This window comes from Paenibacillus sp. MY03 (assembly GCF_002165585.1).
Taxonomy (GTDB): domain Bacteria; phylum Bacillota; class Bacilli; order Paenibacillales; family Paenibacillaceae; genus Pristimantibacillus; species Pristimantibacillus agaridevorans.
Map to the genome: position 1 here is coordinate 17,994 of NZ_MXQD01000034.1, position 25,466 is coordinate 43,459.

22 protein-coding genes and 1 pseudogene are annotated in these 25,466 nt (G+C 48.9%); 4 read left to right on the plus strand and 19 right to left on the minus strand.

Annotated features, from left to right (window positions below; translation table 11 throughout):
- Window positions 1-95: 95 nt before the first annotated feature.
- Together B1748_RS23405 and rsgA are read right to left on the minus strand one after the other, a co-directional pair.
- Window positions 96-1,097 (minus strand): phosphotransferase enzyme family protein, encoded by a 1,002-nt coding sequence (locus B1748_RS23405; protein WP_087570371.1) that lies wholly within the window; start codon window positions 1,095-1,097, stop codon window positions 96-98.
- A complete protein-coding gene (gene rsgA, locus B1748_RS23410; RefSeq protein ID WP_087570372.1) occupies window positions 1,090-2,133 on the minus strand; it encodes a ribosome small subunit-dependent GTPase A in 1,044 nt (347 codons plus the stop codon). Before rsgA ends, B1748_RS23405 begins: the two co-directional genes overlap by 8 nt.
- A 413-nt stretch (window positions 2,134-2,546) precedes the next feature.
- Between rsgA and B1748_RS23415 the strand changes: the two genes are divergently transcribed.
- Window positions 2,547-4,676, plus strand: a complete 2,130-nt coding sequence (locus B1748_RS23415; protein WP_179215771.1) for a sensor histidine kinase — start codon at window positions 2,547-2,549, stop codon at window positions 4,674-4,676.
- Window positions 4,677-4,686: 10 nt separating this feature from the next.
- The gene (locus B1748_RS23420; RefSeq protein WP_087570374.1) at window positions 4,687-5,382 is read left to right on the plus strand and encodes a response regulator transcription factor; all 696 of its coding nucleotides are present in this window, start codon (window positions 4,687-4,689) and stop codon (window positions 5,380-5,382) included.
- A 337-nt stretch (window positions 5,383-5,719) separates the two neighbouring features.
- Here B1748_RS23420 and B1748_RS23425 read toward each other — a convergent pair whose 3' ends face one another.
- Window positions 5,720-9,832: an S-layer homology domain-containing protein gene (locus B1748_RS23425; RefSeq protein WP_087570375.1), complete on the minus strand. Its 4,113-nt coding sequence runs from the start codon at window positions 9,830-9,832 to the stop codon at window positions 5,720-5,722.
- Window positions 9,833-10,041: 209 nt separating this feature from the next.
- Window positions 10,042-10,878: a 23S ribosomal RNA methyltransferase Erm gene (gene erm, locus B1748_RS23430; protein WP_087570376.1), complete on the minus strand. Its 837-nt coding sequence runs from the start codon at window positions 10,876-10,878 to the stop codon at window positions 10,042-10,044.
- A 665-nt stretch (window positions 10,879-11,543) separates the two neighbouring features.
- On the opposite strand from erm, the gene B1748_RS23435 reads away from it, so the two are divergent.
- Window positions 11,544-12,131, plus strand: coding sequence for a TetR/AcrR family transcriptional regulator (locus B1748_RS23435; RefSeq protein WP_087570377.1), 588 nt, complete (start codon window positions 11,544-11,546; stop codon window positions 12,129-12,131).
- Between the two features lie 37 nt (window positions 12,132-12,168).
- Window positions 12,169-13,047, plus strand: a complete 879-nt coding sequence (locus B1748_RS23440) for a haloalkane dehalogenase (RefSeq protein ID WP_087570378.1) — start codon at window positions 12,169-12,171, stop codon at window positions 13,045-13,047.
- A gap of 75 nt (window positions 13,048-13,122) precedes the next feature.
- On the opposite strand, the gene B1748_RS23445 is transcribed toward B1748_RS23440, so the two are convergent.
- From B1748_RS23445 to B1748_RS23515, 15 genes and pseudogenes are all read right to left on the minus strand, one after another.
- The gene (locus B1748_RS23445; protein ID WP_087570379.1) at window positions 13,123-13,545 is read right to left on the minus strand and encodes a VOC family protein; all 423 of its coding nucleotides are present in this window, start codon (window positions 13,543-13,545) and stop codon (window positions 13,123-13,125) included.
- An 86-nt stretch (window positions 13,546-13,631) separates the two neighbouring features.
- On the minus strand, window positions 13,632-15,494 hold the full coding sequence (locus B1748_RS23450; protein WP_087570380.1) for an SLC13 family permease: 1,863 nt from the start codon (window positions 15,492-15,494) through the stop codon (window positions 13,632-13,634).
- Between the two features lie 86 nt (window positions 15,495-15,580).
- A complete protein-coding gene (locus B1748_RS23455; RefSeq protein ID WP_087570381.1) occupies window positions 15,581-15,955 on the minus strand; it encodes a hypothetical protein in 375 nt (124 codons plus the stop codon).
- A gap of 18 nt (window positions 15,956-15,973) precedes the next feature.
- Window positions 15,974-16,777 (minus strand): annotated as a pseudogene (locus tag B1748_RS23460) (tryptophan synthase subunit beta); the annotation flags it as partial.
- Window positions 16,778-16,833: 56 nt separating this feature from the next.
- The gene (locus tag B1748_RS23465) at window positions 16,834-17,031 is read right to left on the minus strand and encodes a hypothetical protein (RefSeq protein ID WP_087570382.1); all 198 of its coding nucleotides are present in this window, start codon (window positions 17,029-17,031) and stop codon (window positions 16,834-16,836) included.
- A 74-nt stretch (window positions 17,032-17,105) separates the two neighbouring features.
- The gene (locus B1748_RS23470) at window positions 17,106-17,312 is read right to left on the minus strand and encodes a hypothetical protein (protein ID WP_087570383.1); all 207 of its coding nucleotides are present in this window, start codon (window positions 17,310-17,312) and stop codon (window positions 17,106-17,108) included.
- A 2-nt stretch (window positions 17,313-17,314) separates the two neighbouring features.
- Complete coding sequence (locus B1748_RS23475; RefSeq protein ID WP_087570384.1) at window positions 17,315-17,584, minus strand: hypothetical protein; 270 nt, start codon at window positions 17,582-17,584, stop codon at window positions 17,315-17,317.
- Window positions 17,581-17,802 (minus strand): hypothetical protein, encoded by a 222-nt coding sequence (locus tag B1748_RS23480; RefSeq protein WP_087570385.1) that lies wholly within the window; start codon window positions 17,800-17,802, stop codon window positions 17,581-17,583. The genes B1748_RS23475 and B1748_RS23480 overlap by 4 nt, the downstream gene beginning before the upstream one ends.
- Before the next feature lie 76 nt (window positions 17,803-17,878).
- The gene (locus B1748_RS23485; RefSeq protein ID WP_087570386.1) at window positions 17,879-18,754 is read right to left on the minus strand and encodes an N-acetylmuramoyl-L-alanine amidase; all 876 of its coding nucleotides are present in this window, start codon (window positions 18,752-18,754) and stop codon (window positions 17,879-17,881) included.
- A 9-nt stretch (window positions 18,755-18,763) separates the two neighbouring features.
- The gene (locus tag B1748_RS23490; protein WP_087570387.1) at window positions 18,764-18,979 is read right to left on the minus strand and encodes a hypothetical protein; all 216 of its coding nucleotides are present in this window, start codon (window positions 18,977-18,979) and stop codon (window positions 18,764-18,766) included.
- Window positions 18,966-19,115: a hypothetical protein gene (locus B1748_RS36995; RefSeq protein WP_179215773.1), complete on the minus strand. Its 150-nt coding sequence runs from the start codon at window positions 19,113-19,115 to the stop codon at window positions 18,966-18,968. The genes B1748_RS23490 and B1748_RS36995 overlap by 14 nt, the downstream gene beginning before the upstream one ends.
- An 84-nt stretch (window positions 19,116-19,199) precedes the next feature.
- Window positions 19,200-19,490, minus strand: a complete 291-nt coding sequence (locus B1748_RS23495; protein WP_087570388.1) for a hypothetical protein — start codon at window positions 19,488-19,490, stop codon at window positions 19,200-19,202.
- 252 nt (window positions 19,491-19,742) lie between these two features.
- Entirely contained in the window at window positions 19,743-23,417 is a 3,675-nt protein-coding gene (locus B1748_RS23505) for an LPD38 domain-containing protein (protein WP_087570390.1), read from the minus strand.
- An 11-nt stretch (window positions 23,418-23,428) separates the two neighbouring features.
- Window positions 23,429-24,727, minus strand: a complete 1,299-nt coding sequence (locus B1748_RS23510; protein WP_087570391.1) for a hypothetical protein — start codon at window positions 24,725-24,727, stop codon at window positions 23,429-23,431.
- 123 nt (window positions 24,728-24,850) lie between these two features.
- Window positions 24,851-25,462, minus strand: a complete 612-nt coding sequence (locus B1748_RS23515) for a S1 family peptidase (protein ID WP_179215776.1) — start codon at window positions 25,460-25,462, stop codon at window positions 24,851-24,853.
- Between the last annotated feature and the right edge of the window lie 4 nt (window positions 25,463-25,466).

The following is a 25,466-nucleotide window of genomic DNA, read 5'->3' on the forward strand; positions in this document are numbered from 1 at the left end:
TGAATTTTCATACACGTTTGGCCAGGTGCCGACCTATTTGGTGAATTGTGTATGAATTTTCATACACGGTTGGCCAGGTGCGCCACTTTGTTGAATCAAAACAATCCAAGCTCCAAGTCCATGCAAGGCTGCTCGTCCGCAATGCCATCTATATTCCAGCGCAGCCAATGACGTTGTTCTTGCGTCCCGCTTCCCCATTCCTCCAATAAAATCGCGCATAAATCGATACGTCTCTTCTCGATAAACAAAGGCAGCTGCTTCATCCAGTATGAATCGATGTGGCGAATCCCATTGTATCCCTCCATAAAGCCGACAAGAAACCGGTTAGCCCTTTTCGTCGTCTCTTCCCTGCTTGCCGCCGGTTTGCTCCATTGCGAAAAGGTCGATGCATAATAGACAGCCATAGCAACATCCTGAACAAAATAATCGTAACCGCAATCGTCAAAATCAAACGCGAATATGACCCCGTTATGCACATAAAAATTGCCATGATGCAGATCGCGATGGCATAAGCCGTAGCTGTCCTTCTCCCGGGGCAGACGCAGAATTTGTTCCTCGCGCTTCTTGAAAGCTTGATACAGCAACTGCTCCTCTGGCGAGGAGGCGTCGGTAGGCTGGTAAGGCAACTCATCCTCCGTAATCCGATCCGGTTCGCCGGCAGGGACAGAATAGTTGACAGCGCACTCATGCATGAGCCCGGTAATACGCCCCCACTCTTGGAACAAGGAATCGTTCCATTCCGATTGGCCTCCATGGATATGGCCGCCGGGCGCTTTCTCAAACGCAGTCAGCAGGAATGTGCCGCCCTCGTAAGGAATACGCTCCAGAAGCCGACCTCCAGGCGAAGGAAGAGGTTTGCATACGTTCACGTTATGCTCTGCAAGATAGGCGACGAAATTCAGTTCCGCCTGCAATTGCCTCTCTGTACGATGCGAGTCGTGCGTCACTCGCAGAATGGTGTCTCGACCATTGTCCTTCATGGCGTAAACGAGATTCTCGAACCCGCCGAATTTGGTGATATCGTGTTCGGAAATGCCATAACAAGCCGCCGCAGCCCCCAGATGCTCCGAAGTAAATTGTTTTTGCCAACTATTCAACTTCCCGTCTCCTTTCCGTTTTTCGATCCATTTTGTTTAACATTCTGTCTTTCGCTTGCTCGCGTCGTTTGGCGTAAGCCATCTCTTTCTCCAATTTAACAAAGTTCTGATATCGTTTGGCATCGAGCTCGCCGCTCGCGATTGCGTTCCGAATCGCGCAGCCAGGCTCCCGTTCATGCTTGCAGTCCCGGTATCTGCAGGACTCGCTTAAGACCATTATATCTTCGAATGCAGCGCCAGCTCCATCGTCCGATCCGTTTAACTGCAGCTCGCGCATACCCGGCGTATCGATAATGATTCCGCCTTGAGCCAGCACGATCAATTCGCGATGCGTGGTCGTGTGTTTGCCGCGTCCGTCCCCGTACCGGATATCGTTTACCCGCTGCAGCTCCTTGTCGGCCAGGGCGTTGATGAGCGTTGACTTGCCAACGCCGGACGAGCCGATCACGGCCAGCGTATTCCCTAACACAAGATAAGTCTGAAGCTCATGCATGCCTTCGGCGTTTAAAGCGCTAATGGTGTGGACGGGTACTCCCGGCGCAATAGCCTGCACTTGCGCCTCTTGCCCTGCCGGGTCAGGGCTCAGGTCCGACTTGCTCAGCACGATGACCGGACTTGCACCGCTTTCCCAGACGAGAAGCAAGTAACGTTCCAATAGGCGAAGATTAAAGTCCTGATTCAACGCCATGACGATCAGTATCATATCTATATTGGCAGCCACGATCTGTTCCTCCGTCACGGCTCCGGCGACATTGCGGGACATCTTGCTTTTTCTGGGAAGAACAGCGTGAATAATCGCACGATCCGACTCTTCCTTCATGACCACCCAATCGCCGACCGCAGGGAGATCGGCCCGCTCTGTCGCATGAAACCGCAGCTTACCTGCCAATTCGCCCAGCTTCTCGCCGTTGGTTGAGGCCACATCATACAGCTGCCGATGTTCTTTGATCACACGCCCTACCGAATAACCGCGTTCCCGGTACGGTTCGTAATGCTGCTGGAACATGGGACCCCAGCCTAGTTCAACTAAATTCATTGTATATTCCTCCAATTTTTATTGCTTTTCCAACCATCACATCACGATTGCAGCACAAAAAAGCCGCGACAAATGAAACTCTATCGGCGGCTTTACAATGTCGGGTTATTCGTAAAATAGACATAGGAAAGCCCCGGAATCCTGCACTTCGGTTTCCGGGGCGATTAACTCATTCGCTCATTCGTCCAAACAGCTTAGAATAGTGAACGGTGAGGAACGCCTCCTTGAACCAAAGCATTTTTGATCATTTCAGCCATTGTCCTCACTCCTTTCAGTCTTTGTGAAGTTAATATAGCATACGGATCGCTCAAATCACAGGCCAAAAACGAGTATAACCATTTAGGAGGATAAATTGATTAAATTGTCGAATTTTAGCATCAATACCTATTACTTTTATTTGAAGGATGACAAGTATGCAAAAGTTATGGGCGTCTGTCCTTTTTTTACTGGTCGTTACACTGACAGTGCCTTGGCTAACATCCGCGATGGAGCAGCCTAATGTTCCTTCGTCCGGAGAATTGCTTGATCCCGCCTCGTCTCCCTCCCTCAAGGCCGTTAACGGGATGCTCTCGCTAAATGACTGGGATTTCGCAAGAGACGGAACGATCCAATTGCAAGGGGACTGGTTGGTGGAGTGGGAAACGATGGGAGATCCGAACCTCCAAGTAACGGAGCACTCCTTTGGAACAGTCAAGGTTCCAAGCTCATGGGGAAATCTTCCCGAACCTAGATCGGATTACGGCCTTGCTACTTATCGATTGCGCGTGTTGCTGCCTGAGGAGTGGAGGACTTCCGATCAGGTCCGCCCTCTGGCGATCTATATGCCTGATGTAGCGACGGCTTACACTTTATGGATAGACGGTCAACAGGTATTGAAGGTGGGTCAAGTAGGAGCAAATAAGGAAGAAATGGTAGCCAGCAACGTGCCTCGAACCGCTTCCTTTGCCGTTAATCGGGATTGGCTGGACATTACGATTCATATTTCGAACTTCGTCCAGCGCAAGGGCGGGCTTTGGACGACTCCCTTGCTCGGCACCGCAGATCAAATCGCGCGGTATCATCAAACAAGATTAATTATTGATAATGCACAGGCAGGCATCTTGATTGTAATGGCGATCTTCCATATCGCTTTGTTCTTCTGGAACAGGAAAGAAAAAAGCCCTTTCTTTTTTGCTATGTTATGCCTTGCTGTAGCTGTCCGAACCCTTTCATCCAGTCAAATGACACTTATCTATTTCATCCCGGAATTTTCATGGGAATGGAACACAAAGCTGGAGTATATGTCCGTAGTTGCGGCAAGTCAATTCACACTCCTCTACTTTTTGCAGATGAATGCTCGAAGCGTCGTACTTCCTCGGTTGGCTGCTATCTTTATTTGGTCCGGAAGCTTTTATCATTTATTTGTGCTTTTATGCCCGGCGTCCGTTTTTACGACAACCATGAATGTTTTGATGACTTATCTTGTACTGATCTCCTCCTACGTCCTTGCCATTGTCATTCGCGCCTCCTTGCAGAGAGAGGATGGGGCCTTGTTCAATCTGATCGGAATGAGCGTGTTTTTTATTTGTGTACTAAATAATGTTTTATACTATAACTTTATTATCGTTTCGATAGATATGACTGCCATCGGCATGCTGGCCTTCTTGATTTTACAGTCTCTTAATGTTACCAATCGCTTTGCGAGGGCGTACAATCTGGCGGAAGAGACGTCAGCCAAGCTGGTTCAGTTGAACCAAAGCCTGGATAAGCAGGTAGAAGATCGTACACATAAGCTGGAGCACAGCCATCGCGAACTGAAGCAAGCCTATGAGCAGCTTTCCAACATACACGAAGAACGCCGACGGTTGTTTTCCGATATTTCGCACGAGCTTGGCCATCCTGTAAATTCGATTCAAGGTTACATACGCGGCATGATTGATGGCGTCGTCCCTCAGGGGAAGACGGAATATTTGCATACGGTTTATGAAAAAACCTTGTATCTGCAACGGATCTTTCAAGATTTGATCGCGCTCGAGCGGCTCGAATCCGGTCAGATCGAACTGGAAAAGAAACAAATCGATCCCAGTTTGTTCATCAAAGAGCTTGTTGATCGTTATCGTTGGGATATAGAAGAAAGCGATATCGCGTTTCAATATCTGGAAGGCGTACCCCCGGACGAATATTGCGCAGAGGTAGATCCTAGCCGGATCGAGCAGGTATTTTGCAATTTATTGTTTAATGCCAAAAAATTCACGCCTGGCGGCGGAACCATTACGATACATACGACCATTGTAATGGAAAAGCCTGAAACTCCTTATATGCAAGTTACTGTTCAGGATACCGGTGCGGGTATTTCGGAGAGGGATCTCCCCCATCTATTCGAACGATTCTATCAGGTTCGCAAGGGTGACCGCGAAGGAAGCGGGCTGGGACTCGCGATTGTTAAAGGTATTGTAGCGTCACATGGCGGCTATGTGGGCGTACAGAGCGCAATGAGCGAAGGTAGTCGGTTCTATTTCGCCATTCCTGTTTCATTAGCGTCAGCCTATAGAATGAGAAGGTGAGGGTTCATGCTTGTCAATAAATGAGAAAATCATGATCGTAGAAGATGATCCGGATCTTAGCGAGCTGATTCGACTGTATTTAGAGCAAGCCGGATACGATGTAATAAAAACCGATCAAGGATTACATGCAGTTATCGAGTGCAAAAAAGAAAATCCTCCTGATCTCATCTTGCTCGATATTATGCTTCCGGATATAAACGGGATAGAGGTTTGCCGCATGCTTCGCGAGCATTCCAATGTGCCGATCGTTTTCATTAGCAGCAAACAAGAGGCGGAAGTGATGGTACGCGGACTCGAATGGGGAGGCGATGATTATGTGCTCAAGCCTTTCCATCCGAACGTATTGGTAGCGAAGGTCAAAGCTTTGCTTCGCAGAGTGAAGGGTCAGCCTTCGGAACAGCTGGAGTTGGGGAACTGGCGGTACGATTACAAGACCGCCGAGCTGTATGTGGGCGGAGAAGCGGTGCCGTTATTTACCAAAGAGAGACAAATGCTCGAGTTTTTTCTCAGAAACCCTAATCAAGTTTTTCATGTGGAGGAGTTGCATCAAGCGATTTGGGGATGGGATAGCCTCAGCAATTTAGGTACGGTGATGGTGTATATTCGTCATTTGCGTAAAAAGATCGAAGCGGATCCGTCCAAACCGCGTTTTATCGTTACTGTCCGAGGTTTTGGCTACAAGTTTATAATGGATCACAAAAAATGATCCCATCGAACTAGCCAGTATTTATTGCAGCTCTCATTTTAAACTGTTTTTAAACTCCCTCTTTTATACTATTAAGCGTATACGTGGAATCGTTTAATGGAGGAGAGTTGCATGCCATACTACCATTTCAAAAAAGTCTGGACACCTCTTAGCTTGATAGGCGTTCATTTTTTTCAAGATGAACAAGGGGATTATTGGGTAAAATACTGGAATTCGAAAAGACGTCGTTTAAAGGGATAATCAGGATAAAACATTCATCCTTCCCTGAGTACATCGACTATAAAATAAGGCCAACAGCCGCTCTTCGAGCGAACTGCCGGCCTTTTCTTGTATCCCGTTACAGATAGAGAAGCTTGGCGATCACTTTAGCCGCTTCGGCGCGCGACAAGGAGTTTTGCGGATTAAACTTGCCGTTCCCGCTGCCTTGAATGATTCCTAACTTCTCGACCTGCGCAATCGCCTCGATGGCCCAAGCCCCGGCATCCTCCATATCGCTAAAGCTTGCCGTCTGATCGTTCTCCGCGCTTATCCCGTTCATGAACGCATAAGCCCGACTCATGATAACCGCCATTTCCTGGCGCGTAATCTTGCCATGCGGATTAAATTGCTGCGCGCTTTTACCATGGATAATTCCCGCTTCGGCTGCAGCGTTGACTGCATCTGCGTACCAAGCCTCGGCTTCCACGTCATTAAACGTTCCCTCTCCGCTTGCGGTAAGCTTTAGCGCTCTGGCGATGATCGCCGTAAATTCCGCGCGGGTAATCGTGGCGGTGGGAGCGAACCTCTCGGAATCTACGCCGTTAACCAGGTCCGCCGCAGATAACAGTTGCACGTAATCGTACGACCAATGATCGCGATTTAAGTCCGCGTAGTTCGTTACAATCTCGATAGCAACGTAAGAATGCCCAGTCAGCAGCTCGGGATGATCCGCGGACAAAACAACATTCGCTTGAACCAACGTCAGTTTGCCGTCGCTGCCGATTTCGTACAAATTCGTGTAAGAAGTCATATCGTCCTGTTTAATGCCGAGAGTATAAGATACGCTGGCCGCTTGGTCGCCTGCCATTGCCTTAACCGTAAAGGCTTTGCTTGCGGCTTTTGCCGTCTTTTTCGACGTTTGAATTTGATTCTCGTAAGCTTGTTGTTCGGCTTGGGTTGCATATTCAACCACGATTTCAACCGTCTTCGCTTTGCCACTATCCAGCAGCAGTCTGTTCAGCTCTTGTCCGCTCAAAACAATATTCGGCTGATTAGGCACGGCGATGACGACCTCTCCATCCCCTAATTGCTTAAATAGAGCAGCCAATCCGGTTGGAATTTGAATCGTGCCGCCTTCGCCGCTTAGATCAATCACAAGTCGTCCGGCTTCAATGGCTTCCGTAACTTCCTTGTCGGACAGCACCTTATCCGCATTCGGAGTTGGCACCGTAGGTAACCCGCCGCCTGTGCCAGGCAAAGATGGCACCTCGGTCTTCGGCTTCGTAACGGAGAATCCGTCGATCAGAACGCCTTCGCTCGTGCGCGCCTCGACGCGGATCTCGTCCTGCGTAACTTGGATTGCGGAATAGACGGGAACATCTTCGTCGAATATTTCTTCCAGGTAATCAAACTTTGAGCCATCATAGAATTTCCAGCCAGAGGCGCCGCCGTCCAGGTAGACCGTTCCCTCATTCGTTTGCTTATTCGGCTTTCCTTCTTGCATCGGGTAAGTGCGCGAATACACATGATCGTGGCCGACCAGCACCAAGTCTACGCCCATTTTCTCCAGGATCGGCGCAAAATAGGTCTGCGTATACTCCACAAGCGTGTCACGGCCCGCTTCTGTATGGTAAGCAGGGCGATGGAACATCGCGATCGTCCATTTCTTGTCGTTTTGCTCCAGGTCTTCTTGCAGCCAAGCGGCTTGATCGATCATTTGCTCTTTCGTGCCTTCCGAATTCAACACGACAAAATGCGTATCGTCGATATCGTAAGCATAGGCGTATTGCATTTGCGATTCCGGTCCGTTCACAGGGAAGTTCGCGCCTTTGGTAAACACGTCCTTGCCCTCGCTCTTGACGTCGTGGTTCCCAAGCGTAAGCGCGGATGGATACGTAGTCGCATAGATCGAAGAAGCTCTCCAGAACTGTTTCCACTCATCGAAAGCGCCGCCGGCATCCACTATGTCTCCTCCATGCATAACGAATTGCGTGGAAGGATATTGCGTGAAGGCATTCGACATAAGCTCTTGGTAGATTTCTAGGCCATCATCTTCTTTCGTGTGAGAATCCGTCACGTACAAGAAGGAGAACGGCGTAGCTTTATCTTGATCCATTGTGGTATACCTGTGCCATGTCGACCAAGCATCCTCATACCCGATCCGATATTTATAAGTCGTATTCGGCTTCAAATTCTCGACCAGAACATTGTGGAAGCGAATTTCGCCCTTGCTGCCCTTCTCTTTCAAGCTGAGTACTTGAAGCTCGCTCTCGGATTGTTGTTCTTTGACGAGGGAAACTTCCGGCTCTTCGCCCTCTCCCCATTCGCTTGCTTCGATATATTGAATAAACGTATCCCGAGTTGCCGAATTGGTCTGCCATGCCGCGCTTAGTTGCGTCGACAAGTCTTCCGCGACATACGTCTGAAGGTATTCCGGCATGCTGGAACCGTATTGTTCGACGACATCATATTTGACAACCTTGCTGTTCTCCGTGCCGTTGACCGCTTGCACTTGATAGCTGCCACGCGCCAACGTCGCGAGATCCGTCGTCAATTGCCCCTGGGCATTCGTTCGGCCCAGACTGCCGCTGAGCGATAGACTGCTCACGTCGGTTGCGGCAATATAACCCGAAGTCGTACCGTCCGGCAAAATCACCTCGAACCAACCGTCGTCAGGCTCAGCCGATGCGTAATACCGTTGGCCTGCCGTCGCAACCCTCAGTAGTTCGGAGGAAGAATCATCGTCCTTGTATACATTAGTCGTTGCGGCGGTGATCGTAACAACAGAGCTTTGCTTTAATAGACCCGTAAAAAAAATATCCGCGCCTTCGAACGGTTGGTTATTGCGATCCTTAACCGTGAAAGTAGTCGTCGTATCGATTCCGACTCCCGTCAGCTCCAGGTGATACGGGAATGCGATCGTGTAGCGAATAGGCGTAGCAAGCGGATTGCCTGTCGGCGTGCCGCCAGAAGCAAGCTCGGAGCTGCTCATCGTGATGGACTTGTAAGCCTCGCCCCGCTCCAGCACAGCCGCGGAGTTCACTCTGAAGTTCACCGTCACGATATCGTCGGCCGTTGCCGGGGATATACCGTCCAAGTTCACTTGCACGATCCCCTTGTCGTCATCGACCGTCGAAGTGGCCGCAACGCCATTGACTTCCGCCAGCCCTTCGAATCGAAGGGTGTTCGGATCATAGGCCAATTCGAATCCAGCCGAATCCGCATTTACATAGTCTTTAATATTCAGTTTAACGGCATAAATTTCATTACTGACCGCCTCTTCGGCGGCTGTCATAAATAGACGCTCTCCTGCATCTATCGTGAAGGCATACGTTTTTTCCGCCGGGTTGCCGTTATTGTCTCTCACTTGAACATCCAGTACATGATATCCCCCATCCACCGCTTCGCCTGGGTAAGACAGTATGCGCGTATCTGGAGAATATTGCACATCGGCCGTAATATCCTTGCCGTCCAAATGCACGGACAACGAAGTCATATCCAGACCGGAATCCAAGTCGACAAGTCCAACCTGCAACTCATCAAGCGGGGCTGTTAGTACTTCATCTTCCAGCGGTGTTATTGCCGTAAGAACGGGAACATCGTTATCCTCGTCCACTTCTCCATAGATGAAGCGAATATCGTCAACCCAGATGGAGCCTTTATTTTTTTTGCTCATATCGGATTGCTTCAGCTGGAAAAAGAGTTCAAGAATGATCGGGCCTTGTTTCCCTTGCGGAATATCGGCCTCGATATATTTCCAGCCCGTCCAGTTGATTCCGTCGTTATCCGCATCGTAAAATTCGGCCTGAAAGGAGGAGCCGCTGCCTCCTAGCTCCCTGAATTTCGTCGTCAGAAGATGACCTTCGTTGTGGCCGTACACCCACATGCCCACTTTGGTCGGGTATCCCGAAATCGGTTGATGGCCGCTTTGGTAGCCAACCTCGATCTGGGAGGGATTGTCCACGATATCGATCATGTCGTAGTCGATTCTAGCGGAGTGCGCTCCATTCCTTACGTACTTGGGATTAGACTCCAGATGGAGCGTAGCCTCGTGCATCCGTTTCGGATTAAACTTGATGTCGCCAATTACATTCTCTTCCTCGAAGTCTTCTACCATCACGATTGAATCGCTTCCGTCGGCTGCATGGACATAGGCCTTGCCCCCCATTGCCGCGAGCAATTCCACTCCTAGAAGCGTTATGACCAACGAGAATATGACTTTCTTGCGCCATTCCTTTGCTAACATGTTCATGTTATGATCCTCTCTCTCCTCGCAATATCTGTATATCTCCAAGGAGTCTAACAATCATTTGTTAAGAGAAATCAAACTAGTTGTAAAGGAATTTTATTGTTTTGCGAAACCAGCAGAATGACGCGTTCGCTTATTCTCTCCTTATTCCTCTAAGCTGGCCGTAACGCTCCGCATCCGGCTTGTATCGCCAGGGCCATGCGGCCGGACACTTACCCTCTCGGCCAACGATGAGGAGCGACATGCTGCAGCATGGCAAGAAAGAGCGCCGCCCATTGTTCAAGAGATAGTGAAGCGACTGCTTGCTCACGTCTAACATGTGCAAGTCTCAATGTAATTTTCAATTGCGCGGGCGTGAAAATGGTTCCCAGCGCATGCTCTGCCATAAGTCGCGGTTCACGAAGCAGATATGACGCGAAGGCGGCAAATCGCCTTCTTTCCTTCTCGGGGACTAGAGAGGTATCCCTTCTTGCAACTCGAATGATAGCAGCGTCAACGCGAGGCGGCGGCGCAAAATGAGTGCGCGGAATGACCTTCCTCATGTCGAAATGAAATTGCATTCTCCATAGGAGCAGCCTCGGATCCAGCGTAGCGCTTTCCGTAAATCGAATAGCCGCTCCTTTCTCCAGGATCAGCGCCCCTCGCTGGAATGATCTGCCTTCGACCCCAAGCAGCTTATCGAGAATGGCCGTTGTGATAGAGAACGGAATATTGGCGATCACGCAGAAGGGTCCGGCCGGCAGCCTCATTTGCCTAAAATCGGCTTCTACAATGTTAATATGAGGATGGTCTTCCGCTTTGGCTCGAAGCATCCTGACGAACTCTGCATCATTCTCTACAGCGATGACCTTGCCGGCTCTTGCGGCAATCGGAAAAGTAAGACTTCCTTTGCCTGCGCCGATCTCTAGCACGGTATCGCTTGGCTGCAGCCGTATCGTGTCAATTAGTTGCTTAATTGTACGCGGGTGATGCAGCAGATGCTGCCCCGAGAAGTTCGGCCCCGCTTTATGTTTCCTAACCGTCCGATGTTTCTTATTCTGTTTGCGCATAGATTCGTTCCTCCCGTTGTTGTTAAGTTTCTTGGATAAACAAAAGAACCGCAGGCGCGGGCCTGCGGCGGAACAACGGGAATGTAACAACCAATATGCGCATTCAAACAAGCGTCCCTGTGAGCATCGGGACAACAGCTCGCTGTAGGTTTCATTGCATAATTGAATAAGCGTCAACTTTCCCTTGGTAGGAGAAGATTAATGCCGCGCTTATTTTGTACACGCAAAAAAGAGACAGACACGCTGTCCCTTATCCTTCAATTAAGCAATAGGATATCCTGAAATGGGCAGACCGATTCCGTTTTGCTCCGCACGCAGGCAGAGCCTTTGTTCACTATGAAGTTAGCGGGACAAAGTGACAAAACGTAATCTTCCGTAATTAACTGCACCCATCGTCAGGACAACCCTCCGTTCCTTAAACTGTTGTTATTGTATCATAAAGGCAGACCAAACCACAATCCGGCTACGATCGTCACAGCGCAATATCCTTGTTCTCGTACGTTAGCTTGGTTCGTTCGAGATATTAAGCTCTTCCTGATCATCGTGAGCTCGCCATATTATTCATAAGGATTGGTCGCAGATGGAAAAGTTTATTTTGACATTTAGTTAGACCCAATCTAAAATAAAATGTAAGTAAGTACTTACATTAAGGGAGGAGGAATCTCATGAGCGCTACTCCGACTACAAGCGAGAAATTATTGTTGGCAACTATCAACCTCATGGCCGAAAAAGGATATGACGGCACCACGACCAAAGAAATCGCACTAGCTGCCGGAGTAAACGAAGTCACTTTATTTCGCCATTTTGGAACAAAAGAAAAACTGCTTGAGGCCGCCTTTAGCCGGTTTCACTATGGCAATGAGATGACCAGGCTTTTTAACGAAGATCTTAAGGGATATCTGCAAGAGGACCTGCTTACAGTGAGTCGAACGTATCACAGCATTATGAACCGGAATAGAAAATTAATCTCTATCGCGCTTAAAGGAAGCAGTTCTTTACCTGACTCTGTTCTGCAAGAGGCTTCGCGCAACCCCACCCACTTAAAAAATTTGCTTACTGATTATCTAACTGCAATGTCATCGGAAGGCAAAGTGGTCACCTCTAATCCAGAGATCCAGGCCTTATCGTTTATGTGGATGAATTACGGGGCTTTCATCAATAGACTAAATGACGAAGAAGCGGTCTCGGAAGATGTGCTGGACGATTTTATTGAAGAAAGCGTGCGCATATTTACTAAGGCGCTTAGCCCTTAAGTATTGGTTTCCCTACAAATGAAAGGTGAGATTCTTTATGACTAAAACGTCTTTTCCCTACGAAAAAAAGCGTCAACGAGTACTCGGTCTGGAAATGGCCTATGTAGACGAAGGAAGCGGCGATCCGATTGTCTTTCTGCACGGCAACCCTACTTCCTCTTATCTCTGGCGTGAAATTATTCCTTATGCTCAAAATTTCGGTCGTTGCATTGCTCCTGACCTCATAGGCATGGGGGATTCCGAAAAAATTCCCCAAAGCGGTTCCGACTCTTACACTTTTGTAGAGAATCGTCGCTACCTCGATGCCTTTCTGGATCAACTTGGCGTTCGCGACCGGGTTACGTTTGTGGTGCACGATTGGGGATCGGCCTTGGGATTTGATTGGGCGTACCGCCATCCGGATGCCGTTAAAGGAATCGCCTACATGGAGGGAATCATAAAACCGCGTAGTTGGAGCGAGCTGCCGGAACGGGGACGGAACATTTTCCAGGCATTACGATCCAGCGAGGGTGAGCAAATGGTGTTAGAACACAACTCTTTCATCGAGACGAACCTGCCAATCGGCATTATGCGCAAGTTGACGGAGGAAGAGATGGCGGAATATCGTCGGCCATTCTTGCTGCCCGGCGAAGGACGCCGACCAACGTTAACCTGGCCGCGGCAACTTCCCTTTGATGGAAACCCGGCCGATGTGACGGACATTGTGATCAGGTACGGAGAGTGGTTAGCCCAGAGCTCGTTCCCGAAACTCTTCGTTAACTGCGATCCGGGCACAATGCCGAAATCCCATGTTGAGTTCTGCCGCACCTGGCCCTTGCAAACGGAGATTACCGTCCGCGGACTTCATTATCCCCAGGAGGATTCGCCTCATGAAATTGGCGAGGCACTTGCCGCTTGGTTAAAAAAGCTAGCATAGCCTGCAAGGGGCTGTCCCGAAGTGACAGCCCCTCGCAGGCATGAAAAGCGGCTCGTTCTTTCAGCATCCTGAAATTCAGCCCGGAATTTCCGTATAAATTTGAAAGGTCACGCCGAATTTATCCGTCACATCGCCAAAGCCGGGGCTGAAAGCCTCCTCGCTGAAAGGCATGTTTACTTGCCCGCCTTGCCGCAATGCTTCAAAGATTCGTCTGGAATGCTCCACGTCGTTCGTCGTGATGCAGATCGTGACTCTTTTGCCCGCTTCAATTGCCGAACCGCCGGGAGAATCCGAGAACATAAGCTCGGATTCGCCAACTCGCAGCTTGGCATGTGCCACAAGATCCTTGAGATTTTCGGAGAATGTATCCGGCATGTCCGGCATATCTCCATAGGTCAGGATGGAAAGTACTTCCGCCCCGATTGTTTGTTCATAAAACGCGATGGCTTCCTTGGCGTTGCCTTCCAAAGTAATGTACGGTGTAAGTTTTACGGTCATCGATTATTCCTCCTTGGGTTTGTTTGATCTTCTATTTCTGCCTTCATAGTTATAGACGAATCAACCGGGAAGAATTCATCGGTGCTTTACAACGGAAAAAACAACGGAAGCACGGCCACCATTACGATGCCCATAATGACCTGCAGCGGCAATCCAACCTTGAGATAATGAGAGAAACGATAACGTCCAGCCGACATGACAAGCGCATTGGGCGGCGTGGAGAAAGGCGAAGCGAAACACATGCTGGCTCCGATCGATACCGCGAACAGAAACGGATACGGATTGGCGTCAAGCTGAAGCGCCGCCGAGAGCGCTATAGGCGCGAACAGGACGGCACATGCCGTATTGCTGATGAACAATGTAAGAAGCGAAGTCGTAAAGTAGACGCCCGCAAGCAAGACCATGGGACCGTAGCCGCCTAACGCGCCTACCATTCCTTCGGACAACAGCGCCGCGGCGCCCGTCTTTTCGATCGCGATCGACATTGGAATCATGCCGCCGATCAGCACAACGCTCTCCCAATTGATCGTTTTGTACCCTTCCTCCATGCTTCTGACGCAACCGAACACAATCATCAGGACAGCCGCAATCATGATTGAGGCCACTGCGGGAATGAAATCCGATACCAGCAGCACGACCATCAAGAGCATGATACCCGCGGCGATTGGCGCTTTATTGTCCATCGTCACTTTGCGGGATTCCTCGATCGGTTGCCCTACTACGACGACATCCGATTCGTTCGCGAGCCTCGCGATGTCCTTCCATGTCCCCTGCACGAGCAAGGCATCGCCGAAGCGCATTTTCTCTTCTTTCAAATTATGGAGAAGATATTGGTCCTGCCGTTGAATGCCGAGGATGTTCAAACGATACTTCTCCCGGAAGCCGGATTGTTTGACGAGCCTGTTAATAAGCCCGGACGTTGGCGTCAGCATGACTTCGGCGATGCCGACATCCTCCGTCGCAAACAGTTCTGTTCCCGATGCCCGTTTGTTCTCCGAGACTTGATGATCAAGCATCGTCAGGTCGAACTCCCGGGCGAACTCGTCCACCCGTTCGAAGGCACCGTAAACGTACATAATATCCTCTTCCTGGATGATCGTATTCGATCCGGCGACTTCTTGGTTGATCGTTTTAAAAAATTGGTTCTTGGCCGATATCTTTCGCCTGATCTCAATTACGTTTAACGCATGTCGCGCGGATATATTCAGTTCTTGCAACGTCTTGAAACGAATCGGGGAATGCGGACTCACTTGCACGCGATAAAGGTTCTGCGTAAGCTGGTACTTCTTCGCCAGATCCTTAAGCGAACGTCCCGTCCGCCGGTCGCCTTCATCCTTTTCATTCTGCGGCAGAAACCTGCGGAGGAACAGCATCGAGACAATCCCGACCGCAATACATACGAGACCGATCGGCGTATACGTAAAAAAGGATATTCCGTTATATCCGCTTCCCGACAATACCTCTTGAATGACCATGTTTGGCGGAGTTCCGATTAAAGTGAGCATCCCGCCCATGCTGCTGGCAAAAGCAAGCGGCATGAGCAGCCTGCCCGGATTCGTCTTCGCGCTCATCGCCAGGCTCACGACAATGGGCATCATGACGGCGATCGTCCCCGTATTGCTCACGAACGCTCCGATGGCTGCCGTGACGACCATAATCATGACGAGCATCCGAGTTTCGTTCGTCCCCGCCAGCTTCAGCATCTTCCTGCTGACCATGTTCGCGAGCCCCGTTTGGAAGATGCCGCCGCCGACCACAAATAAACCTACCATCATAATGACGACCGAATTGGCGAAGCCGGACAACGCCTCGGCTGGCGTGAGAATGTTAAACAGCATTAAAACGATTAGCGCTCCGATGGCAACCAAATCGGATCGCACTTTCCCGGAGATGAACAAAACAGACGCAACGGCTAGTACGGATAAAGTGAGAATCATAGGACCGTTCACGTAAAAGCTCCCTTCTAACGGTTGTAGCACAACCTCTATATGACTAGCATACTAGAAGTAGGAGCATTAATCACGTGCGAGATCCCCTACATGCGGATCGACTCCATCCAGAAACAGATAGCCGCTGCCGCGGACAGCGGGGTTGCCGCATATTTTTCCTTTTTGCTGACGGAAAACAGATTCGCCACTGTATTCAATGACAAATACGCGGCAAAAAACATGCAATTATACTTGGTCGCCGTTTCGGAAAACCAAAATGGCAACCACCCTCCAGCTTGCAAGATAACGACTATCGCAAACAACTGCACGATAAATGAAAGGACGGCGGCATATCTGAGCCGAACGGGCAGGACCTTATATTTTCCGCCCATCGTAAACTCCCCCAGCGGAAGTCCGCAAGCTACCAAAATCGTCATAATGGCAACTACCGCGAACAAGACGGCGCCCGCAATCGCGAACATAATATCAGCTCCTGTCGCCTACTTAAGCATCTGATAGACTTGCTCTACATCCTTATCCCCGCGGCCGGACAAATTGATGATGACGATCTGATCCTGGTCCATTGTCTGAGCCAGCTTCTTCGCGTAAGCAATCGCATGAGCGCTCTCCAGGGCGGGAATGATTCCTTCCGTGCGGGATAATTCCTGGAACGCCTCCAGCACTTCCTCATTGGTGACCGTTGCGTATTCTGCCCGACCCGTCACCTTGAGGTGGCTATGCTCCGGCCCAATGCCCGGATAGTCGAGTCCCGCGGCGATGGAATAGGTTTTCTGCGGCTCGCCGTTCTCGTCCAGCAGCACCAGACACTTGAAGCCGTGAATAATACTCGGTACACCTTGGGTTAAGGACGGTGCTTGATCGGGTTCAACGCCGATTAAACGAACGGTCGGCTCGTCGATGTAGTGCGCGAATGCGCCAATCGCGTTGCTGCCTCCGCCCACGCAAGCCACCACTGCATCCGGCAAACGGCCCTCTTTCTCCACAATCTGCCGCTTCGATTCTTCGCTAACAACGGCCTGAAAGTGCTTGACCATCGTCGGGAACGGATGCGGACCAACCGCGGAGCCCAGCAGATAAAACGTGTTCTTGTAATTGCGGACCAGATCGCCGAGCGCTTCGTCTACGGCGTCCTTCAACCGTCCTTGTCCCTTGTCGACCGGTACGACGGTTGCGCCGAGCAGCTCCATGCGGAACACGTTAAGCGCCTGCCTGCGCGTATCCTCGGCTCCCATGTAGATGACGCATTCCATGTTAAACATCGCGCAGGCCGTTGCCGTGGCTAGAACTTAGAAACTGCCCTTTTTATCAACTAGAATTATGCCCAGCATTGTGGATAACTTCATTTCGGTATTTCCCTCACCCTCCCATCCTCATATAAAACTAACGTCATCCTTCTTCCATCGATTACATCGTACTTATACAAATATTCTTCGGCTCTGAGTCCTAATCGTCCTTGATACTCCAGCTTCCCATATTGCGAGTAAAATTCCACACTCTCATTTAATGAGCTAAATTGCGGCAATGGTTTCTTCTTCATACGTCCACCTCCGATATCATTATATCAGAACGTATGTTTTGTTGGAGATCAAATAAAAAAAAGGGCATATGCCCTCATATCAATGAATATTGACATTCAGTATCTAGAACAACACGACCGTCATCTAACATGATAATAGTAACGCCAGGCTCTTCATGATCGTTTCGTAGCATTCTTCCGAGGATCTTATTTTCTAAATCTCGATTAAATGTCACCTCTACTCGATGCAAATCCCCTTGCTTGGGGAAACGAAAAAAATCAATATTCTGATGATGTCCCATATTTATTTTAGATCCTCCTTATCTTCAATCTGTTTTGCAATAGTTGGATTCGGCCCAACGCCAGCGAAAGACTTTATTATTGAAGGAGTTGTACAGTTGTGCATATGGTTAATATAATTATTTTGAACTTCATCTTTCGCTATTGTCAGTGATACGACCATTCCGATTAAGGCTTGTTCCATCGTCATGTTCCCATAACGGACATGCTGAATATATGATTTAACTATTGGCTCCTGAAGTGCGAGTTTCTCAATATCCTGCATCGTATTCATTTGCGCTCCTCCTTGTATTTATTCGCTACTTCCATCATTCGTTCGACCATCGAATTATTTTTCTCGTATTCATCAAGCCGATCTAATTTAATTTGTGATCGCCAGAATGATTTCGTTAGATCGCTAAATGTGCCGTGTGGGAGTGAACTGAGGTATTCCCACAATTCCCGATCTTCTTGTTTATCCATGTTGAATTTAATTGTTTTGTTTCGTATCATATCGTCACTCCTTTCCTAAATTATACCACTCATTTAGTCATATGACTATATTCAAAGCAAAATAAAAAGGGGCTCTCTATAGCAGCCCCAATTGCTTCGCGTAGTTCGCGCCGACCAATAGCTTTCTCACGCCTTCCTTCTCCCAGCGTTCCGTATTGGCGTTGTTGTACACTTGATCGATACGAGCGGCTATGTTCTCAGCTGTTTCTTCATTAAAGTACGCTGAAAAGGATAGTTCCTCCATGATCGGCAGCAGCAACATGATTTTGCGCCGCGCTTCCGGTCCATATACGGTGTGTGTCAGTTTGGCTTTTAGATCAGCTATCCTCGCTGCGAATGCGAAAGCAGTCACCTTATTCGCCCCGATAGAGGTCTTATAGGAAATCTGCTCACCATACTCCACTAATGTCATACCGCTGGCGTATATCAGCTCGGAGTAGAGGTTAGCCCACGGGAACAGGAGTCCCGGACAAACAGGCTTGCCTACTGCATCGATCTGATAATGACCGATTACATGATGACTGTTTAGCTCGATACGGTGGTTGTAGAGTCGCTCCACTTCGCTCTGAATGTATTTGTGGAGCCAACACGACGCCCAGAACTGCTCCTCCGTTAGATCGCCTTGTATGCCGTTTCCTGCGTATCCTTCGTGTTCGATTGAGACTGCATATAAATTAGGATTGCCCATATGCTGGCGGATAATTGGAGCGATAGGACGCGTTGCCGAACTTTGTATCTTGCCTTGCGTCCAAGCCGCTTGTTGAATAGGAACATATTGAACGATTTCCCCTTTTCTGCTGATGCCAAAATGCGATGATGCGCGGTTTGCGGGATTCTTGAAGGTGTTGTACATGCTGCCCATTGAGCCGGCGCTGATGTGGTTTACAATTATAATGGGCTTACGGCCTTCTCGACCATGAAAACTGGTGACCGGAGTTTGTTTGATATCCATAGTATCCTCCTAGTGGCTGAAGTCTGAGCCATCTTCCTCCGCTTTTGCGGCTTTCTTCGAGCGCACTGCATCCACACCAGCCTCGCCCAGGATGAACGTGGCCATAATACCGGCAAAGGCGAGAACGGTGTCCTGATCTATTCCGAGGTCTAGGCCATCATTGAGGATGATCAGAAGCCCTGTGATAACTGCCATCCAAAACTTGCGAGATTTAAATTTGTTCATTAGCTTTATCCTCCTCGATCTTGTGGATTTGCTTGCACTCCATGCAGTAGTAGACGTTACTGAGCGCGACGGCAACGACAAGCTGTTTTTCTCTGCTAAACTGAGCTGCTTTTCTTCGGTAATGTTCGCACGCCATTCCATTCCCTCCCTTTCCATAAGTCGTTTAAGGTTGTGTATGATGATTTGTTGATTGGTCACATACGCCTTTACTTCCGATTCATCATCCGACGCGATCCAGGGCAGATACTTCCTCAGCCGGCGCAGCAGCCTCCGATTCTTCAACGTCTGACGTATTCCAAATATCAAAAGGCCCACTATCGTCGTAAGTGTCAGACCGTTCTTCAGGAGTAGTTCGACCCCGTGTAGCATCCAATCGATTAAAGCCAACATAGCGATCACCGGTGTATAGCAGCTTCTCTGCCGTCTGTTTGCCAAATAAAAGAGCGACAAGGTTATAGGCCTTATCGCTCACGCTGCATTGCATGTATTCATCTTCGTGGAACTCAATCAAGAGGCATCAGCTCCAATAGAAAAAGCCGGGGATGCTTTCCCACGGCTCTCTCAGATTATACAACTGGAAAGTTATCTATAGCAATGAAAATTAAACAAACAGCACCAAAGGATAAGAAAGCCGGCAATAACCATTCTTGAAATTCTCGTTTGGCTTTCCTATTCTTGTTAATTATCTGTACCACGCAACCAATACAGAATATAGCACCTAGAATATACAATGACCACCAAAACCAATCCACTTCAACGCCTCCTATTGAGGAACGCCCAACTCTTCCAGACGTTTAATCCCCTGAATACGCAGCATATTGATATTACGTTGCACATCTCGGAGTTGGTCGGCACGTTCCTTCGCGGAAAGCGTCGTATCCCGGGTGATTTCTTTCTTCATGGCGTTAAAGTCCGAAATGGCCTTGTTCAAACTGTTCTTTTTCATGCTCGTTACTTCATCATAAGCCGTTTGGTACCAGTTTGGCAATGGTGTGTCGCGCTTATCACTGATTGCTTTAGCGTCAGATACTTTCTCCAACGCCTTGTAGTAATCATCGGATATGGTATTACGCATGACCGGATCTTCAAGCAGCTTAAGCCTGGAGTTAACTTGGTCTATGAGATTGCCCTCTATATCCCCTCTTCCAACTTCAGATGTCAGCGGCAATCCAATCTTTGCGATGTCACCGCCGAACTTTTGAGAGAGATAATCGAAGGTAAACGCATCAATACCAAGGTTCTCCGCGGCCCAACGGCCCGGGGCGCTCGTTGTTTCATTATACTGAAGAATAGTCGGGTCGTCTTGGTATTCCCGCGGTACAATATCGCCACCGAAATAGTTTTTACCTGTGCCGGCCGCAATGAGTGGGTCGAGAACAGTTCCCCCAAAAGTTTTAGCCGCTGTCTCTCTGCCGAAGTTAATAGGCTGTCCTTCGCTTGTGAATGCACCAGCAGGACCGGATATAATAGAAGGAGCGAAAGCCTCAATGCCGCTTTGGATGGATTCCTTAGCGTTCGGCAATTCTTCTTGATCCATCGCCCATTTATAGAAGTTTAGGATTTGATCGGCAATAAACGCCTCTGTTGGCTCCACTGGGATGGATTTAAACTTCCCGTCTTCCGTCTTGGAGTACGGAATTCCCTTATCGAATTTACTACGAACTTGGTAATCCGGGTCATCTTTGTATTTTTCGTAGGCCCATATCTTAGCTGCTGCGGTTGATGCGATTAACGCTGCAGCAGAGGCAGGCTGTTCTTTAATACGCTTAATGAACCTGTAAGTACCTTGAACAGCTGCGTTCGTATAAGGCGCCACCGCTTCAATTCCTGGAGACTTAGAACCTCTACGCGACCAGTTAACCGTTGCCTCTCGACCTGCGTCCAATGCGCGTCTGACGTTCTCCGGTGAACGATTCCATCCTGCTCTACGCATTTCAGCAGAGTATGCAGCGATCCGCGGTAAATTCTCCGTCATGTCACCGAATCCCTTAAGAACACGTAGCGGATTAAACCGTTTAGCTTGCTTCCATACATTTTTACCCGAAAGGTAAGGGTGGTTAACGATATCTGATGCAGTGGACCTAACTCTACTATCCCCTTTTAGATACGCTTCGTATCCACCTCCGGCACGGTAGTAATCACGGGCCAGTTTTCCCAGGCGTTGTGATCCGGGGATGAAGTTAGGTAGCCAATCCGCAATTTGACTCACAAAAGCATGTGACAGATCACCGAGGAAACGAACTTTATCCTTGGATTGTGCCGCGGCTACAGGAAGGTCACGCAACGCCAAGCGAGCGCCTTGAAGTGGAGCGAGTAGCCCTGTTGCTGATTGCTTAATACCGCGTGACATAATGTCCGCCAGTTTCATGAATCCATCCAATTGGACCGGATTAATACCATCGATTGCCTTCAATAATGAAGGGTCCATGACTCGCATCTTGACAGGATTTCCTTCAAGCATGACAGTCACGATATTGTCAGTAGTGTTGCCGGATTGCTTTGCCTTTTTCCAAAGCTGATTCACTTCATCATTCAAGAGATTCGCCAAACTATCGGGGCCGCCATCGTTTAGCGCTTCATTGATCTTTTTAAGCGTGGACTGGCGTGCGTCTGCAGTCTCTTCTACGATCTCCATGACGCCTTTATACCGATCGGGATTTGCTTGCAATGCCTTGTACAGTTCTTGCATGGCTCGATTTCGCAGCATAGCGTTGTAGGATGATGCTGTTGTTTCAATCATGCCCTGCGCTGGGTCAATAATCTTCCTTCCGCTGCCTACCGCACGTTTAACCGGCGCTTTCTGTCCGCTGAATCCCGATTTACCGGTATTTATAGCTAACTGGCCACCTAACCCGCGCCGCGGCTGTTGCCGGAACATTGGCGTATAGTTCGGGTTAGAAACGCGCAGACGATTAACCATGTCTTGAGAAGCAATGCCGCTCTGCACCCATAAATCCTGCCGATTACGGTTAAATTTGTTCCACTCGTCCCCGAATTGCTTGAGCCATGGGTATTGTTGCTCCAATTTCGTAGCAAGAGCCGCTGCATCTTGCGATGTTTGCGGGAACCACTTCTCTTTTCCGTAAACCTGTATTTGTCGGTCCATACGATCTATAGCGTCTCTCGCCACCAAATACCTATCAGCAATGTGTTTCTGTCCCCGCGGCACTGCGGAATACACATCACCTAGAGAGTTGCCTATTACATTCCCTTCAAGGTCTACGAATTTATCCTTTATCGTGATGTTAGCCAGGTTGTTGGAGCGTGTTGAATCCATAGCTGCATCATACGTTTGTTCGTTTATTTTGCGGAATGGAGCGAACCGATCAACAAAGTCCTGATTAGTCCTTTCCGCTAGTTCTCGAGCCTGTTCCATAAGCGCTAAAGGTTCGCGCGGATTGCTTGTGATTTGAGTGTCAATTAACTCACGTCCGTCATTTGCTCCTGCGCGGATCCCGACTCCACGGTTGCCGAATAACCGAGTGAACCAGGCTTCTTTCGGACGTTCAATAGGTGCTGGGGTATCAGGTATTCGTTCCATTTGCGCCGTCTGTGTTTCTGCACCGCGAACAGAACCTTGTGACATTCCATCATTCGCTTTTTGAGACAATCCACGGAATAACTTAGGCACAAGGTCAGCCGCAGCACCTAAAGCACCGCCGGCGGCGGATTGGATACCTACATCAAGTGCACGCTGACCAAGTGTTTGATTATTCAATCCGCCAAACTCTTGAGCTGCTTCTTCTGCCGTTCCATGCAATGCTTCCGCCCCAATGCCTCGAGCAACATATTGTCCCAACCTAGGCAAATTGCCGATGACCGGTTTCAATGCCGTTGTCGCTACCCGTTCAGCCGCAGCGCCAGGGAACAACATGCCCGCGAATTCACTTATATTTTCGGATAGTGGTTTCTTTCCTGTCCGCTGCGGCATTACACTATCCCCTAATCCAAAAGCAGCGCCCCGGGAGACGCCGCGCAGGATAGGATCAGTTGTAACCATTTCAGCGATATTCGTCAAAGATGGTCCGATAAGTGGCTTCTTATCCAATCCCAGCATCTTAGCTAACGGTGACGCTTTGACCGGTTCAAACTCTGGCGTTGGTTGGAAACGATCGTATTGTTGCTTTAACATATTATCAGGAGAAGGCAATGATGTTGCTTGTGGCGTTACTTTTTCCCGAGAGAATGACGGGCCGGACAGTGTATCACGCATGACTTGTAGTTCCATGGCACTTAATTCGCGTTTAGGTTGTTGGCGCTCCTCTGACCTTTTAATTGACGCTTGTCTTTCTTCCTCACGCTGTGTTGCAATCTCCTGACGTCTACGGTCAAACCTAGATCCTCCACCCGATTGAATAGAGGACGAGTTTGTTTTGCTGGATGGCCTTTCGGTTACCGCAATGCCGAGTTGTTTTCTTCGTTCATCAAACTTGCCCATGGATACCCCTCCTATTCGGGAAGCGGTATCCCGAAACGATTGAATAATTTTGTTATGTCAGCATCAGACAGGTTCGGATTATTGAGAATTTGTGTTTCTATCCATGCTATTTGGTTTGGAGGAGGCGGACCAGCAACGTTATTACCTCCCGGAATGTTGTTTATTAACCATGTCTCCATAGTTGAGGCAGTTCGCGGTCTCGTGAGGTCGGATACTACGCCGCCTGTATATGTGTTAGATGAACTACTTGAACCGCTACTTCCGCCGCCTGAAGACAATCTGCTTTCTCGGGCAGCACTAACGGCTTGAGAAGCACGTTGTAGGGCCGTATTCACACCAAACTGCCGCATATCTTCTTCAAATTTCTGCTTGGCCAAATCATACTCTCGATCATTTTCGAACACAGATCTATTAAAGTTCTGATCAAACTGTCTAACCCCTTCGTTAAACTGCTGAGTAGACAAGTTTTGGTTGAACAATTGATTCTGCATGCTAGCAGTCGGCGTCCCGTTAAAGTAACCAGTTAGCCCCGCGGTATCGACTGCCTTGCCCCAATCGAACTGTTGACCATCAAGAGTCTTTTGACCATTCAGGATGCCAGTAAGTTGGGCAATCTGAAGCTCACGTTGCTGCTGCTGATAATAATCATTCAGCATTGCTTGCATCCGATCGGCCTCTATGCCGGCATAAGCTGAAGCAATGTCTGATTGATAGGCATTCTCCAGGTCCGTTGTTCTACGTCCGATATCATCAAACGCCGCTGTTTCCTGCCTACGTAGAGAGCCTAGATTGCCCTGTAGAGCCATTCCACGAGTTAACTCAGCTTGGGCATTAGCCCCCGATGCCGTGCCGCCTCTAGCTGCCATATACTCAGCGAAATTACGTGCGTTCTGTTGACTGCTTGCCGCTGTTTGGTTACGTGCATCGTAGTACCTCGGCTGTATGGTTGCTTTCTCTGCGTTGATATTGGAAAGCGCGGCGTCTCTACTCTTCCCGAGTTGTGCAAGCGTCTGCTGCTTCCTCGCCTCGTTGAGAGCGTCTATATAGCTTTGTGAGGACTGTTGTGCAGGAGCAGCAATAGCTTGGGTCGTTGGCGCCTGCTGTGCTGGAGCGTTCTTACTTGCAATGTAATCACGCAATCCCTGAGCGTCGAGACCTTTGACTGTAGCGGCCTCATTCGCATCGAGTTGAGCATAGTATTTCTGCGCGTTCTGTTTGGCCCATTCTTTGTTCCCGGCATCGTACTGGTCTTTGCTGTATAGGATCTCATTCAGCGGATTACCTTTACCGCCGTAGTTAGTGGTTGCCATCCTTTGAGCTCCTTTCGTAACGTTTCATCATGTAGCGATGATAATAAAAGGACCGCGTTTGCCATGCCCCTTCTCTTTGATACAGCTTCTTCATGATTCGATGATAGTGATACAACATCCACCTCATTGGATACCGTTTCGTGCTAGGAATGACTTTATATCCTTGATGTGGACAGAGGTGATGAAGCTCGTATCCGACTTGTGAAGCCCCTTGAGCAAACCGATTACCTCACCTTTGGAATTAAGTAGTGGGGATCCGCTGCCACCCTCATATCCGTGGATATCGAAGATCGTTCCGCGCATTTTATCGTTGTCGTAAACGTGCGATACAAGTCCTTTGACCACCATCTTGTCGAGGAATCTTGGGAATCCGATCGTATACGCATCTTGACCGGATGTGACTGAATCAGCGAATTTAAGAGGCTTTCCAATCATGTACTCATCCGTTTTGATAAGCGCTAAATCAAACTTTTTATCAACCGCTACAATGTCGTAAAACGTGCCTCCACGGTCGCTTTTGACATGCGTTTCATCCCCTTCATCAACCACATGGTAAGCAGTCAGAATGTAATTCTCAGCAACAAAAAAGCCTGTCCCTATGGACAAGCCCTGTAAAATGGATACGACTGATTTTGAGGAGTTTTGCACCATGGATATTTGCTTATCTTCCTCCGACAACAAAGACGCCCCCATGAGTATGAGGGCGATAATTAGATATGGTATGAGTTTTTTCATATAT

Bases quoted from the DNA above. Each gene is read 5' to 3' on its own strand.
- B1748_RS23455 (WP_087570381.1), bottom strand. From the start codon at position 15,955: ATGTTCGCGATTGCGGGCGCCGTCTTGTTCGCGGTAGTTGCCATTATG.
- B1748_RS23505 (WP_087570390.1), bottom strand. From the start codon at position 23,417: ATGGGCAAGTTTGATGAACGAAGAAAACAACTCGGCATTGCGGTAACC.
- B1748_RS23510 (WP_087570391.1), bottom strand. From the start codon at position 24,727: ATGGCAACCACTAACTACGGCGGTAAAGGTAATCCGCTGAATGAGATC.
- B1748_RS23440 (WP_087570378.1), top strand. From the start codon at position 12,169: ATGACTAAAACGTCTTTTCCCTACGAAAAAAAGCGTCAACGAGTACTC.
- B1748_RS23485 (WP_087570386.1), bottom strand. From the start codon at position 18,754: ATGGATATCAAACAAACTCCGGTCACCAGTTTTCATGGTCGAGAAGGC.
- B1748_RS23490 (WP_087570387.1), bottom strand. From the start codon at position 18,979: ATGAACAAATTTAAATCTCGCAAGTTTTGGATGGCAGTTATCACAGGG.
- B1748_RS23480 (WP_087570385.1), bottom strand. From the start codon at position 17,802: ATGATACGAAACAAAACAATTAAATTCAACATGGATAAACAAGAAGAT.
- B1748_RS23465 (WP_087570382.1), bottom strand. From the start codon at position 17,031: ATGAAGAAGAAACCATTGCCGCAATTTAGCTCATTAAATGAGAGTGTG.
- erm (WP_087570376.1), bottom strand. From the start codon at position 10,878: ATGCGCAAACAGAATAAGAAACATCGGACGGTTAGGAAACATAAAGCG.
- B1748_RS23445 (WP_087570379.1), bottom strand. From the start codon at position 13,545: ATGACCGTAAAACTTACACCGTACATTACTTTGGAAGGCAACGCCAAG.
- B1748_RS23435 (WP_087570377.1), top strand. From the start codon at position 11,544: ATGAGCGCTACTCCGACTACAAGCGAGAAATTATTGTTGGCAACTATC.
- B1748_RS23515 (WP_179215776.1), bottom strand. From the start codon at position 25,462: ATGAAAAAACTCATACCATATCTAATTATCGCCCTCATACTCATGGGG.
- B1748_RS23425 (WP_087570375.1), bottom strand. From the start codon at position 9,832: ATGAACATGTTAGCAAAGGAATGGCGCAAGAAAGTCATATTCTCGTTG.
- rsgA (WP_087570372.1), bottom strand. From the start codon at position 2,133: ATGAATTTAGTTGAACTAGGCTGGGGTCCCATGTTCCAGCAGCATTAC.
- B1748_RS23415 (WP_179215771.1), top strand. From the start codon at position 2,547: ATGCAAAAGTTATGGGCGTCTGTCCTTTTTTTACTGGTCGTTACACTG.
- B1748_RS23470 (WP_087570383.1), bottom strand. From the start codon at position 17,312: ATGGGACATCATCAGAATATTGATTTTTTTCGTTTCCCCAAGCAAGGG.
- B1748_RS23475 (WP_087570384.1), bottom strand. From the start codon at position 17,584: ATGAATACGATGCAGGATATTGAGAAACTCGCACTTCAGGAGCCAATA.
- B1748_RS36995 (WP_179215773.1), bottom strand. From the start codon at position 19,115: ATGGCGTGCGAACATTACCGAAGAAAAGCAGCTCAGTTTAGCAGAGAA.